Annotated in this window: 12 protein-coding genes; 6 read left to right on the top strand and 6 right to left on the bottom strand. The window is 60.1% G+C overall.

Translation table 11 applies throughout. The features are described 5' to 3' along the window. Positions 1 to 972, bottom strand: a 972-nt coding sequence (locus ACTG3T_RS00530; protein WP_439100309.1) for a LysR family transcriptional regulator, incomplete at its 3' end; no start/stop codon positions are given. Positions 973 to 1,107: 135 nt separating this feature from the next. Between ACTG3T_RS00530 and ACTG3T_RS00525 the strand changes: the two genes are divergently transcribed. Then, positions 1,108 to 2,868, top strand: a complete 1,761-nt coding sequence (locus tag ACTG3T_RS00525) for an acyl-CoA dehydrogenase (RefSeq protein WP_439100308.1) — start codon at positions 1,108 to 1,110, stop codon at positions 2,866 to 2,868. Then, complete coding sequence (rraA, locus tag ACTG3T_RS00520) at positions 2,868 to 3,356, top strand: ribonuclease E activity regulator RraA (protein WP_439100307.1); 489 nt, start codon at positions 2,868 to 2,870, stop codon at positions 3,354 to 3,356. The genes ACTG3T_RS00525 and rraA overlap by 1 nt, the downstream gene beginning before the upstream one ends. A 66-nt stretch (positions 3,357 to 3,422) precedes the next feature. Here the strand turns inward: rraA and nadC are convergent, their stop codons facing one another. Next, positions 3,423 to 4,268 carry a carboxylating nicotinate-nucleotide diphosphorylase gene (nadC, locus tag ACTG3T_RS00515; RefSeq protein WP_439100306.1) on the bottom strand — a complete coding sequence of 282 codons (846 nt, stop codon included), beginning with the start codon at positions 4,266 to 4,268 and terminating at the stop codon, positions 3,423 to 3,425. A gap of 117 nt (positions 4,269 to 4,385) precedes the next feature. On the opposite strand from nadC, the gene ampD reads away from it, so the two are divergent. The 4 genes from ampD to ACTG3T_RS00495 all read left to right on the top strand — a co-directional run bounded on the left by ampD (position 4,386) and on the right by ACTG3T_RS00495 (position 8,914). After that, positions 4,386 to 4,976: a 1,6-anhydro-N-acetylmuramyl-L-alanine amidase AmpD gene (gene ampD, locus ACTG3T_RS00510; protein WP_439100305.1), complete on the top strand. Its 591-nt coding sequence runs from the start codon at positions 4,386 to 4,388 to the stop codon at positions 4,974 to 4,976. A 4-nt stretch (positions 4,977 to 4,980) separates the two neighbouring features. Then, positions 4,981 to 5,766, top strand: coding sequence for a regulatory signaling modulator protein AmpE (gene ampE, locus ACTG3T_RS00505; RefSeq protein ID WP_439100304.1), 786 nt, complete (start codon positions 4,981 to 4,983; stop codon positions 5,764 to 5,766). A 70-nt stretch (positions 5,767 to 5,836) separates the two neighbouring features. Further along, complete coding sequence (locus ACTG3T_RS00500; RefSeq protein WP_439100303.1) at positions 5,837 to 7,504, top strand: sigma 54-interacting transcriptional regulator; 1,668 nt, start codon at positions 5,837 to 5,839, stop codon at positions 7,502 to 7,504. A 3-nt stretch (positions 7,505 to 7,507) separates the two neighbouring features. After that, positions 7,508 to 8,914: a serine/threonine protein kinase gene (locus ACTG3T_RS00495; protein ID WP_439100302.1), complete on the top strand. Its 1,407-nt coding sequence runs from the start codon at positions 7,508 to 7,510 to the stop codon at positions 8,912 to 8,914. Here the strand turns inward: ACTG3T_RS00495 and ACTG3T_RS00490 are convergent. The 4 genes from ACTG3T_RS00490 to ACTG3T_RS00475 are packed head-to-tail and all read right to left on the bottom strand — an operon-like array spanning position 8,911 to position 13,407. Further along, positions 8,911 to 9,783, bottom strand: a complete 873-nt coding sequence (locus ACTG3T_RS00490) for a ketopantoate reductase family protein (RefSeq protein WP_439100301.1) — start codon at positions 9,781 to 9,783, stop codon at positions 8,911 to 8,913. The genes ACTG3T_RS00495 and ACTG3T_RS00490 overlap by 4 nt on opposite strands. Further along, positions 9,780 to 10,649 carry a phosphotransferase gene (locus tag ACTG3T_RS00485; RefSeq protein WP_439100300.1) on the bottom strand — a complete coding sequence of 290 codons (870 nt, stop codon included), beginning with the start codon at positions 10,647 to 10,649 and terminating at the stop codon, positions 9,780 to 9,782. Before ACTG3T_RS00485 ends, ACTG3T_RS00490 begins: the two co-directional genes overlap by 4 nt. Next, the gene (pnuC, locus tag ACTG3T_RS00480) at positions 10,613 to 11,179 is read right to left on the bottom strand and encodes a nicotinamide riboside transporter PnuC (RefSeq protein WP_439100299.1); all 567 of its coding nucleotides are present in this window, start codon (positions 11,177 to 11,179) and stop codon (positions 10,613 to 10,615) included. Before pnuC ends, ACTG3T_RS00485 begins: the two co-directional genes overlap by 37 nt. Further along, the gene (locus tag ACTG3T_RS00475; protein ID WP_439100298.1) at positions 11,176 to 13,407 is read right to left on the bottom strand and encodes a TonB-dependent receptor; all 2,232 of its coding nucleotides are present in this window, start codon (positions 13,405 to 13,407) and stop codon (positions 11,176 to 11,178) included. The genes pnuC and ACTG3T_RS00475 overlap by 4 nt, the downstream gene beginning before the upstream one ends. Positions 13,408 to 13,436: the final 29 nt, after the last annotated feature.

Below are 13,436 nucleotides of genomic sequence, written 5' to 3'. Positions count from 1 at the left end.
GCCTGAATGAGTGCCGTCGTCAGCTTTGTCGGTGGCAACGATGTGTCTTGCCGTTTCCACAATCAGTTTGCGCAGCCAGCGGTTACCGGGGTTATGCTGAAGTAAGGGGCTCCAGGCCATTTTGAGCTCCAGGGGCGGGATTTCCATGGGCGGATCCCGTCGCACAAGGCGCGGATTGTCCCGCTTAAGCAGCGCCGCACGCGTGGGGAGGGTCACAATCAGATCGTTGTGCTCTGCGAGGGTCATCGCAGCCTGATAGTGGCGGGTGAATACCCGAATCTGACGCTTTTTACCCAAACGGTTGAGGGCAGCATCTACCCACCCAAGACGTTGAACATCATCGGGGTTTACGCCCACGCCGACCCCCATCCCGGTTTTACTGACCCAGACGTGATCGGACTCCAGGTACTTCTCCAGGGTGAAGTCATCGAGAATGGGATGGTGGGGGCTCAGCAGGCAGGAGAAGCTGTCGTCCCAGAGGGGGATTTGATGAAAGGACTGGGGCATGGAATCAAAGCGGTTGATCACCATGTCTATTTTGCCCCTCTCCACATCGAGAAAACTGACGTCCGAGGGGGTCATGATATCCAGCGTGATCCCCGGTGCCTGATCGCGAAGTTTGCCCAGCACCCGGGGAAACAGTGTTGACTCTGCGTAATCACTGGCCATGATCCGAAAGACGCCCTGGGCTTCCTCCGGATGAAAGGCCGAGCGGGGCTGCACCGCCTGATCAATACGCGACAGAGCATCCCTGACCAGCGGTTCGAGCTCCAGGGCGCGCTCGGTGGGGGTCATGCCCTCGGATGTCCGCACAAGGAGCGGGTCGTCAAACAGGGTACGCAGACGCCGCAAACCATTGCTCATGGCAGGCTGTGACAGATTGAGCTGCTGAGCCGCCTGGGTCACGTTTCTCTCGCGCAGCAGGGCGTCGAGATAGACCAGCAGATTGAGGTCGATGCGGTGTAGATTCATGCGGGCAACCGGAAGCTGTACATGCAGCACAGTATCGCGATGATGCCGCCTCTCTGCCAAGTCTTTATACTAACGCCTGTTGGCGTAGTGTCCGCGCCAATCGGTTATCTGAAAACACTTAGAGGTCTGCCTGTTATGTACCGTGCCCCCCTGGAAGATATGCGTTTTGTGATTGATGAAGTCCTGCGCGTTGGCGAGACCCTGGGCGGCCTGCCCCGCTTCGAGGAACTTGGGGTGGGGGAGGAACTGACCGCGGCGCTGCTGGACGAGGGCGGAAAACTCGCCGGCGAGGTACTGGGTCCTCTTAGGCGGGTAGGTGACATGAATCCCGCCCGCTGTGAGGATCAGAAGGTGCACATTTCTCCCGGCTATGCAGAGGCGATGCAGCAACTGGCCCAGGGCGGTTGGTTCGGCATTTCTGCCGACGCGGAGTTTGGGGGGCAAGGTCTGCCGGAGCTTTATGGCACGGCGGCATCAGAAATGTGGAACGGCGCGGATATGGCCTTTGCCCTGGCACCTTTTCTGAGTAGCGGTGCTGCGCTGGCTATCGCCTCTCACGCCAGCGATGAGCTCAAAGCCACCTATCTTGAAAAACTCCATACGGGGGAGTGGACGGGCACCATGAACCTCACGGAATCCGGTGCCGGATCAGATCTGGGTGTCATGAAAACCCGGGCCGTTCCCAAGGGCGACCATTACCTGATCACCGGGCAGAAAATCTATATCACCTGGGGTGACCATGACGCCGTCGACAATATTGTGCATTTGGTGCTCGCCAAGCTCCCGGATGCACCCGAGGGATCCAGCGGTATTTCCCTGTTTCTGGTGCCTAAATTTCTGGTGAATTCCGATGGCAGCCTGGGAGAACGCAACGACGTGTATCCCGTATCTACGGAACACAAACTCGGCATTCACGGCAGTCCCACCTGTGTCATGGCCTTTGGGGATAGTGGCGGTGCCGTGGGTTATCTCGTGGGTGAGGAAAACCGCGGGCTTACCTGTATGTTCACCATGATGAACGAAGCGCGGTTGAAAGTGGGACTGCAGGGGCTGGGTGCCTCTGAGGGCGCCTATCAGCAGGCGCTCGCCTACGCGAAAGAGCGTGTGCAGGGTGGAGTGCCGATCATTGAGCACCCCGACGTCAAACGCATGCTGTTGACCATGAAGGCGTTGAATGAAGCCATGCGGGCTCTTGCCTACAGTGAAGCGGTAACCATGGACCTGGCCCATTACGGACCGGAATCGGACCGTTCTGCCTCCCAGGCGCGCATTGATCTGATGATCCCCGTCATCAAGGGGTGGATGACCGAGGTGGGTGTGGAGCTGACTTCTCTGGGGGTACAGGTGCATGGTGGCATGGGGTACGTCGAGGAGACGGGCGCAGCCCAGTATCTTCGCGATGTGCGGATTACGCCGATCTATGAGGGCACCAACGGCATACAGGCGGCGGATCTTGTGGGCCGCAAGCTGGGGCGGGACGGTGGTACCGCCATGGGCATTGTTATCGAGGAGATTAACGCCGATGCTCAGGCCTACATCGCTGCGGGCGGTGAGCTTGCTGTTGTGGGCAGCGCGCTGCGCAGTGCAGCGGCATTGCACACCAGCTCCACGGAAACGATTTTGCAGATGCTAGCTCACAGTCCGGAAGCTGCGAAAGCAGCGGCTTTTGATTACATGATGCAGACCGGTTACCTGTTCGGCGGCTGGCAGCTGGCCCGGGGAGCCTTTGTCGCCCAAACCGCGCTCACCGGGGGGGTCGACAATGAATTCTATGCCCGCAAGGTCGCAACTGCGACGTTCTACGCCCAAAGCATTCTGCCACGCTGTGAAGGCTTTGCCGGCGCCGTCGCAAACGCTGGCGGCGCGCTGCAGGATTACCCCGTGGGTTGGCTCTGATGGACCATAGCTTTAGCACTCCCGACCTCTCTGACAGCGCTCCGGACGCGCGAGCACTCATTCATGCCTGGCAAGACTTTGGGGGTGTGCAGTGCTTTACCGGCGTGGCCATGACGGTCAAGTGTTTTGAGGATAACTCCCTCGTCAAGGAACTGGTGCAGCAGCCGGGAGAGGGGCGGGTGATGGTGGTCGATGGGGGTTGTTCCTTACGGCGCGCGCTGCTGGGGGACCAGCTGGCCGCGAAGGCGGTGGAGAACGGCTGGTCCGGCCTGGTGATCGCTGGCGCCGTTCGCGATGTGGAGATTCTCGAGACTCTGGCCCTGGGTGTGAAGGCCCTGGGAGCCTGCCCCCAAAAAACCGACAAACGGGGTGAGGGGCAGCGTGACCTGCCCATCGATATTGGTGGTACCACGGTGCGCAGCGGGGACTACGTCTACGCGGATCGCAATGGGGTTCTTGTAAGCGCCGAAGCCTTATTGCCCCTTTGAATGCCCTTTAAGTCGGTATAGTCCACCGCGCTTCAGCACTGTGCCTTGGCCGCGCGCGTGGCGCAGTCAAGAAAGTCGCATCGATAAATCCAGCGGCTCGCAGCCCTTGGTGAGCGCACCGATGGAGATAAAGTCCACGCCGGTTTGGGCGATGGCGGCGAGACTCTCCAGGGTCACGTTACCCGATGCTTCAAGTTCGGCCCGGCCGTCGTTAAGCCTCACGGCTTCGCGCATTGCATCGAGGTCGAAGTTATCAAGCATGACACGTTCGCACTGTGCATCGATGGCTTGTGCGAGCTCATCCATGTTCTCCACTTCTACCTCCACGGGCTTCCCCGGGGCACTTTCCCGCGCCCGAAGCACAGCTGCGGGAATGCCCCCGCAGGCGAGAATGTGGTTTTCCTTGATGAGAAAAGCATCAAAAAGTCCTACCCGATGGTTGTGGCATCCGCCGCAGCGTACGGCGTACTTTTGCGCCGCCCGAAGTCCCGGGAGCGTCTTGCGTGTATCCAGGAGGCGGACGCCTGTGCCTTCCACACGGTTCGCATAATCCCGGCAACGGGTCGCCGTGCCCGACAGGGTCTGGAGAAAATTGAGGGCGGTGCGTTCCGCCGTCAAAAGGCCGCGGGCAGGGCCCTTGAGTTGCAGGAGGGTCTGGCCTGCGCTAAGACTGTCGCCGTCCGACGCACGCCATTGCAGCGCAATACGCTCGTCCACCTGCTCAAAGACCTTTGTGACCCAATGTTGACCGCACAGAACACCGTCATCGCGCGTTATAACGGTAGCCTCGGCCATGCTGTCTGCGGGTAAAAGCTCCGCTGTGATGTCACCGCCGCCAATATCCTCCGCCAGCGCGGCTTGAACATTGGCATCGACAATGCTGTCGGGGACAGGTTGGAGATTCGAAGTCATGACAGATACCGATTCAGGAGGCAGGCAGTATGAGGAGCTATGGTAGCAGTGCAGGATCAACAACCGAAACTGCCGGTACGCTTGCCGTTGGCGGTTTTGATGCACACAATGCGTGCTATGTCGCAATCCGAAGCCTGGAGTGGTTGGCTGGAAACAGCCCGCCACATCCCGTCGCCCAACTGTAACTCCCGTCCGACGCCCTGCGCGCCGGATATGGTCGTGGTGCACAATATTTCATTACCTGCGGGATGTTTTGGCGGTAGCGATGTGGAAGCGCTTTTTTGCAACACGCTCGACTGTTCCCGGGATCCGTCCTTTGATGCATTGCGGGGGCTAAAGGTGTCCGCGCATTTTTTCATCGATCGCGAGGGTGCACTGACCCAGTTCGTATCCTGTCACGAGCGGGCGTGGCACGCGGGGGTATCGGTTTGGGGAGGCAGGGTGAACTGCAATGATTTCAGCATTGGCGTCGAGCTTGAAGGTACGGACCACCGGGCCTACGAAAACTGTCAGTACGACACGCTCAGCGCGCTCATAGTGGAACTCCGCAGGCTGCTACCATCCCTGGCGAGGGGGCCTATCGTCGGGCATAGTGACATTGCCCCGGGGAGAAAAACCGATCCCGGGGAAGCTTTTGACTGGAGCCACCTGAGACGCTTGCTTCGCTCCCCGTCGGATACTGCCGCCAATTCACAGAGGAGTCCCTAGAGCAATGACCTTTCTTGCCATGATCATTGCACTGTCCCTCCACCAGGTCATCCAACCCGATAGTTTTCTGCAGAGCGATAGCTGGCTGCTGCGATGGCACCGCTGGCTTAAAGGGCGCATTGCCGCTCCTATCCCGCAAGTTGTTGTCACCCTGACGGTTGTCATTCTGCTCCTAGTCTGGGGTCTTGGGGTCATAGATGGCTGGCTCTTCGGCCTGGTGGAATTGCTGGTCACCGCGGGCCTGTTTGTTTGGAGTCTGGGGAGGGCGGATTTTCACACCGCGCTCGAACGGTTTGAGGCTCGCGTCGCCACTGATCCCCAGGCAGCGTCAATGGCGCTGGAGTCCTTGTGGGCGCCAGTGGACGGGGCGGAGCCTCATGAACACAGCCCCTTTCAGCGGCTGGTGTACAGCGGCTATGCCCGCTGGTTTGCGCCGCTGTTCTTTTTCGCCATCGGGGGAGTGACTGCGGCGGTCTTATATCGCGTTATCGCGGTTCTCACAGAAAAGGAACAGCCGCCATCGGTATACACGCAGCTGCTGCGCTGGGCAGACTGGGTTCCCACGCGCGTTCTGGGTCTGACCTTTGCCTTGACCGGTGACTTCATGGCGGTGAGCAAGCGTGGGCCTCTCAAGCACTTTACGGATGCCACCCCCGCACCCCAGCTTCTGGAAGAACTGGCGGTTGTGGCCTGCAATCATGGTGGGAGCGCGCGGGAGCGGGGGGATATTCTTTACCGGAGCGCAGGTCTCTGGTTGCTGTTTTTATCGGCCGTGCTTATCTTCGGCTGATCATTGGTGCTTTCCTCCTGACGCTCGGCTGCTATGCTCAGACTCATCAGCAAAGTTAAAGGAGTGCCCTTTGAGTAATCCTGAATACGGGGATAGCACCCGCTCCATAGACACAAGTGACACCGGTTTCGCCGGCCCCGGGGGCGATGACCGTGCGGCGCTCGAATTTTGCGCGGTGCTGGCTTTTCACCCGGATACCTCGCGCATCGGCACGCTTTTTCGTGCCTCTATCCATGAGAACGTCATCAGCTTTGGTCGCTATGTGCCGAAGTTCCTGAGTCACCATCGAGGGGAACAGCAGGGTGTGGGTGATGGCTTTGGCGAAAACGATGGCCAGGGTATTGGCGAGAGTGTCGTCAGTCGCAAGGCCTTCAGTCTCCTTCGGGACGCAGAGTGCTGGCGCCTGATTCGTCATGAGGGAAGCTCCCGGCTGCGTCTCAACGGCCAGGAGTTAAGGGAGGAAGCAACACTCGGCACAGAGCAGCTGATGAGCGGTGTGGTTCTCACTATTGCGCAACGCATCGTGCTGCATCTCCGCCTGCGATCCCCCGCGGCGTCGATGGGCGAAGCCCGGGAACTGGCACCCCTGAGAGGGGTGAGTGCGGCCATGGCAGAGCTGCGCGCCAGCGCTGAGGCTGCGGCCAGGAATCGCGATGATGTGTTGCTCATTGGGCCCACGGGAACTGGAAAAGAACGCATCGCCCGGGCTATCCACGCCCTTGGCTGTCAATCGGGGGAGCCCTGGGTGGCGGTCAACATGGCAGCGCTGCCCACGGAGATTGCGAGCGCCAGTCTCTTTGGCGCGCGAAAGGGGGCTTACACTGGTGCGGACAGTCACCGGAAGGGACTTTTTCAGGAGGCTGACGGCGGCACACTGTTTCTTGATGAGGTGGGTGATACCCCGGCTTCCCTGCAACCGATGCTGCTAAGGGCGCTGCAGGAGCGGGAAATCCAGGTGGTGGGCGGAAAAACGCAGCGAGTGGACCTGCGGGTCATCGCCGCCATGGAGCAGGATCCCGATCAATTGCGTGAGCGCTTTCGCCCGGCGCTTCGCTACCGCCTCGGCGCCCAGGAAATACGCCTCCCCGCTCTCGCTGAGCGAGCAGAGGATGTGGCCCTGCTTGCCGCCGATTGTTTTTGTGCCCGCGCCGCTGAGGCCGATCAAAGCTGGAACGTGCAGCGTGGCAACGCCGGCCCGGGAGCCTGGGCCCGGCTTTTTGAGGCGTTTTTGCTTTACTCCTGGCCCGGGAACATCCGCGAGTTGCAGCATGTTGTGGCGCAGATCAGCAATGTGTCCGACAACGGTCTGCAGGTGCCGGCGCTTATCCGGGAGCGGTTGCTGGAATCTGCCGGTGACGCGATGCCGGCGACAGCGCCGTCTCCGAACAGTGGGTCCCGGATCAATGAGTCCCCCGCGAAGCGCCTTGCAGATATTTCTGATGAAGACTTTGAAGAGGCCTGGGAAGACGCCCGCTACGAGGTGGCAACCATCGCACGAAACCTCGGTGTTTCAAGGCCAGCGATTTACCGGCGACTGCAAACGCTTGGCGACTGCCGTTTGGCCGCCGATGTTCCCCTGGGAGAGTTGCTGTCTGCCCTGGATGCCTGCCGCGGGGACCTCCGTTCCGCAGCGGAGCGTCTGGCCGTGTCCCAGCGGGGTCTGCAGACACGCTTGCGGGCCAGTGGCATAGCTATGGGGAGCCTGACGGACATTTTTGAGGGCCAGGAGTCCTCCTAAGCGGTGATCCGGGGGCTTTCACAGTATCGACTGCTGTGCAGGCTGGGCCAGGGCGGTCAGGGTGATGTCTACCTCGCCTTTGATACCCGCCTCAAGCGGCGGGTCTGCATCAAGCTTTATCATCTTGACCGTTCCCTGAGCGCCCGACGTCGTGCTGTGCGGGAGGCCCGCCACCTCATGGAGGTCAGCAGTCCCCAAACCGTCGTCATTTATGATGTGGTGAGCGTTGGTTCCCAGTTGGCAATGGTCATGCAGTACGTGCCCGGTGGGACCTTGAAGGAGCTGCTGGCGACCTCCCCCCGGGTCAGTCCGGCCAATGCCCTGGCGATCGTCACGGATCTGGCAGCCGCCCTTGCGGCCCTGCGCCGGGCAAAGCTGGTTCATGGCGATCTCAAGGCAGCAAACGTGCTCATCGGTGGGCAGGGGCGCGCGGTGTTGTCGGACTTTGGTGCTTCGATTTTCGCCGGTGAGCAATGGTCAGCTTACAGCCGTGAGTCCCTTTCTCCAGAACAATCCCGTGGCGAGCCTGCAGCGCTGGTCAGCGATTTTTTCGCCCTCGGTCTTCTCCTCTATCGCATGCTGTTTGGAGCGCACCCATTCTACGCGGGCGGGGTTCTGGATATGCAGCGGCTCCGTGGGGGGCTGAAAACTGCGCCCGACATTCCGAGCGTCGCAAGTGCCGCCGAAGAGGCCCTTAAAGCGCTGCTGCTGAGTTTACTTTCTTCGAACCCGGAGGACCGCCCTCAGGGAACCTTTGAGCTTAGGGAGAATTTACGCAGGATTCGAAGTCTGCTTCCGGCTTCAACATTGGCAGACCTCCCGGTAGATTCCCTGTCTAAAGGCATCCCCGAGAACTCTGGGAATATCCGTTTACCCCGAAAGCTGCTGCGACCACCATTATGGGATCGGCTAAAAGCCGGGCTTTCCTATTTTTGGTTTCGGGGTACCTGGGGAGCGCGGGGACTGCTCCTGGGCACTGCCGCTACGCCGATACTGCTGTTGACGCTCGTCTGGCTTGCGCCGGGGCCCTGCGTGGCCGTCGCCCTGCCGCAGATCAATGTTGGGCCCGATGGGCGCAGGATGAATGCCGGCGAGGGGGAGTTGCATGCGTTGCTCACAGCCTTGCTCAAGCAGAATGCCCGCAGGGCGGTGGTGCTGGGTGCCGGTGAGGACAGCGATAGCCGCTACACCCTCAGTAAGGCGGGTGCGCACAATCAATGCATTGCCAAACGACAGTTGTATCTACAGCTTGACTGCGATGAAGGGCGCTGCCTCATACAGCTGGAGGGACTCAGAGAAGACGAGGTCCGGGAGAGGCAACTATTTGTGCCTCAGACGGCCTCTCGCTTTGAGCTGACGTGGGCGCTAAAACAACTCCTTGAGGAGCAGCTGGACTTTCTCCTGTATTAGCTCAGCGCGTTCACCAGCGCGTGATTGATAGGCAGCTCCAGCCCCAACAGCTGCGCGCGGCGCAGAAGCTCGCCGTTGAGGAAGGTGATCTCCGTAGGGCGCCCGGTCAGGACATCCTGGAGCATGGATGAGTGATTCTCCGCTGTTTGCCGGCAAACTTCAGCGGCGCTGCCGAGTAAATCTCGGGAATCTGACCATAGCCCCAATGCTCTGAGTGCGGACTCGCTCTCCCGGCACAGTGCTGTCAGATCAGGTCCGGGCACATCGTCAATTAAGAGCTCGCCATTGCGACAGCGCAAATGCGCGGTGAGTGGATTGATGACGCAGTTGATAGCGAACTTTTCGGCGATCGCCCGCTGAATAGCACCCTCCCACTGCCACTCCTCAAGCGTCTCAAAGCTGTCGCAAAACCAGCGTGGCGCTTCTTTGCGGCCGTTGGGAGAGCCCATGCGGATTAGGCCCAGCGAAGCGATGTGCACACGATTTTGTGCATCCCGATAAGCCCCTGCCGTGCTGATTGCCCGGTGCAGAACCCTGCCCGAGAGCAGCCCTTCCAGCGCGTCTTCAAAGCCCAGGCCATTGGCCGTGCAGGCGATGATAGCGCCGGGGGATAAGTAGGGTAAGGACAGCCTTAGTGCATCGACCAATTGCCCGGCCTTGGTGGTCAGCAGCAAGTGATCAATGCTGGTGGCCGAGAGGCTGTTTAGAGGCTCTACCGCCACAGTTCTCGACCATTGCCCGTCGATGATGACCTGCTTCCCAGACGCCCGGTGATGATGAAGGAGGGTGCAGGGACGCTGGTGCAGGTTCATGCGGTAAGCGATAAGACTGCCCATAGCCCCGGCACCGAGAATGTGCCAGTGAGTCACAATAAGGATTCCCGATGGAGATGATTCGCCAGACGTTTGAGTGACGCCTCCATCTCGGAGGCGTGGGGCTGGTGCGCGCTGTACCAGCAGGCTTCTATGCAGGCATAGAGTAGGCACTGTGCAGCAAAGCGCTGTTTTTCTGTGTTCCGGGGCCTGCGCTGCAGATAGGCGCCAAGGAGTGCCCGGGCATCCCTGTCCGTCAGCTGCGATGCGCAAACGGCAAGATCAAAAAACGGATCTCCCGGCGCTGCGTATTCCCAGTCCAGCGCGAACAGGCGGCCCCGGCTGTAGAGACGATTCGCCCCAAGAAGATCGTTATGACACATGCTGGGCTCGAGATTCCCATTGTGCTCAAGACATTCCATGGCGGTAGCTATCCTCGCTGTGCCTTGTTTTAACAAAGCCTCCAGCCCCTCATGGTCTACTGCTTTTGCGTGGCAGTTCCGAAAGACGTCAGGCGCGTGCATCACCTTTCCCTGCAGGGGGAGCGCGTGGACTTGTCTACAGAGCTCGGCGATAGCTTCAACGGAGTCTGAGCAGTCGGCCTCTGGCTCAAGGTAGTCCATGATCGTAATACCCCGTCGGGGGTCGCTGAAATGAATAGGGGGAGCAATACTGGCTTCGGCCGCCGCAGTCTGAACGCTGGCTTCCAGCTGTCTCTCCCCCAGGGAGCGCAGTTCGTTCCTGGCGATACGCGCTACCCAGCGGTGCGTCGGGCTTTCGAGGATTCGCAGGTAATGATTATGGCCGCCGGCGAGCCATTCGCCCGGTGCAGGCGGGCAAGCCAGTGCCGGTGCCCAGCTCGCGAAGTTATCGCATAGCTCCTCGATTAACTGCGCTGTTGAAGACGCAGGCTTTGTCGCCACTGCTTCCATCCGATATACGCCAGCGCTGTGTACACCATGTAAAGCGCCGATGATGCCAGCAATCCTGCATCGAGATACAGTCCGGCGGTCAGTGCATCAATGGCTATCCAGTAAATCCAGGCCTCCAGTTTCTTCTGCGCGACCATCCAGGTGGCCAATACACCGGCCCAGCTACTGGCGGTGTCAAACACAGCTTGCAGGTCCGTCAGGGTCTGGCGCAGCAGCAGGGTAATGACCGTGAGCAGACAGAGGCACAGGAGCGTCACGGCGTGATAGCGCCAGCTGGCCCGCTCGACCGCGCTGGTCCCGGTAGTGCTGTCTTTTCCCCAGCGCCACCAGCCCAGTCCTGCCATCGCGATGTAAAATCCCTGCAATAGCGCCTGCATGGGGAGGCCCGCCTGCCAGAAAATCCACATAAAAATCGCCGACGCCAGGGCGCCGGCTATCCAGCAGCTGCGTTTTTCCTTGATGGCGAGGAGCAGGTACCCCAGCCCCAGGACGACGGCAACCGCCTCCAGCGCTTCGTTCAAAGACGCAGCTCCACGCTAAGGCCCAGCTGCCGGGGATCACCAAACTGGCGATAGGCTTCGGTGATGTAGCCCTTGCGGGGGTCATTCCCGAAGCTGCCAAAACCCCGGGTAAAGTAGTCCTCATCGAGAAGATTGCGTCCCCACAGGGCGACCTCCCAGCTTTCCCCCTGGTAGGCAAGGCGCAGGTGCAGCAGGCTGTAGGTGTCGGACTGCTCGTCATGGCGGTCAGAAAAGTAGAAGCTGTCCCGGCCTTCCCACTGAAGGTCTGCCTGCCAGTGCGGATTCGGGCGCCAATGGACGCCGGCGGCGAACTGATAGCTGGGAGCGTGAGCCTGTTCCCGATCCTCCAGATCGCGACCGTCAGCATTGATGTACTCGTCAAAACGCGCCCGGAGCAATCCGGTGTTGAGATACAGTTCCACGCTGTTAGTGACGGCGGCTCGCAGTTCCCACTCCAGGCCGAGGTTGTAGCCTGCTGCGGCGTTGTCGGTAAAGTCCACGAAGGCGGTACTGCCATCTTCCCGGGGTATGACTCTCGAGCCTCGCACCTGCTGGTCGCTGCGGTCCATGTAAAAGAGTGTGGCGGCGCTTTGCAGGCGTCCGTCAAAAAACTCGCCTTTGTGACCTACTTCCACGTTGTAAAGCAGCTCCTCATCGAAAAACTCCAGGTCCGTCAGGCTGTCGGAGGATTGCAACTGGTCTTGTGGGAAAGCGAGGATGCCGGCATTGACGCCCCCCGCCCGGTAGCCTCGGGACAGCGATGTGTAAAGCATGCCCAGGCCTTCCTTTTCATACTGCAAGGACAGCTTCCCTCCCCACAGGTCGTTGTCCGGATCGCCCCGGACCGCATTGGAGTCGTCATAGCTCATGGAGCGGCTTGCCAGGCGGAGGCCGCCGCTCACGGTCCAGTTTTCCGTCAGTGCCAGGTCCAGTTGCCCGTAAGCTGCCCGGGTTTCCGCTTTGAAGCGGCTGCGGAAATCCTCGGCGAGATAGGTGTATGCCCTACGCAGAGATTCGTCGTCATTCAGGGCGTATAACCCTGCCGTCCAGCTCAGATTCCCCGCGGCAGTGCCCCGAGCCTCCGCTGAAGATAGACGCAGCTGTGCGCTGTAACTGTCACGCTCACGCAGGTAGCGATCAAAGGAGGAGTATTCCAGCGCTGGCGCGATGCCCACGAAACTCCAGTCCTCGTCATAGCTGTAGTCTGTGTCCGTGGCTGCTGCGCTGGCCATGAGCTCAGTGACCACTTGGTCCCCTGACCAGCGGTAGTGAATCCCCAGGGCATCGCTCTGCTGACGATCGTTGCCGGGCATGTCTGAAAGCGTTGTGCGAGTGTTGTCCAGGGAAAAGGCGTCGTAGCCGTTATCGATATCCACGTGGCTCAGAGTAATGTCGAGACTTTGCTCATCGTTGGGCAGCCATTGCAGGCGGCCCCGATACACTCCTTCATTACGATCATTGGTGTCACTTCTGTTGAGGAAGCTGTTGTCGATAAATCCGTCGCTGCGATGTTCAAAAGCCGCGATGCGGAAAAGCAGACTGTCGCTAACTAGGGGGCCTGTGACGCTTACTCCCAGTTCTCGCCGGCCGTAGTCACCCACGGTGGACTGCAACCGGGCGGAAAACTCCGACTCCGGTGCGGCACTGCGCATATTGATGAGTCCTGCAAGGGCATTGGCGCCATGGAGCGTGCCCTGGGGGCCGCGGAGAATCTCCACCTGCTCGATATCAAAGAGCGTTGCGCCGCTCCCGAGACCGCTGTAGTCGATACCGTCGATGAGCAATCCGACAGAGGGATTGAGAGGGTCCACAAACTGGCTTCGCTCGCCTACACCGCGTATCTGGTAGAAGCGCGCTCTAGACGTTCCTCCCGAGAGGTTCACATTGGGAGCCAGGATCAGCAGGTTCTCCAGATGGATGGCGTTGCGCTCATTGATCTGTGCGGCGCCCACAACGCTGCTGCTCGACGGCTGGGAGAGCCAGGGCGTGTCCCGAAGCTCCGCGGTGACCACGATTTCTTCCAGCGCCGTCGCCGTGACCCCGTCATCGGAGAGGCTGGTCTGCGCCGCGGCCATGCCAGGTCCCACCAGTGCCGCGAAAAACAAAAGTGCCGGCGTCGGTACATCCGGTGGCCAGTTGCTGCAAAGATGGGTGTCATCGGTGCTGTTGTTCGCACCCGGATGTTTGTTAGACAAGCTTTTGGTACACAGAACGGTTGGTCGTTTCACGAATATTCCCTCAGGCGAGGGAAGGGCGG

It is taken from the genome of Congregibacter sp. (genome assembly GCF_965660375.1).
Classification (GTDB): domain Bacteria; phylum Pseudomonadota; class Gammaproteobacteria; order Pseudomonadales; family Halieaceae; genus Congregibacter.
This window is presented reverse-complemented; position numbering and strand designations above follow the sequence as displayed.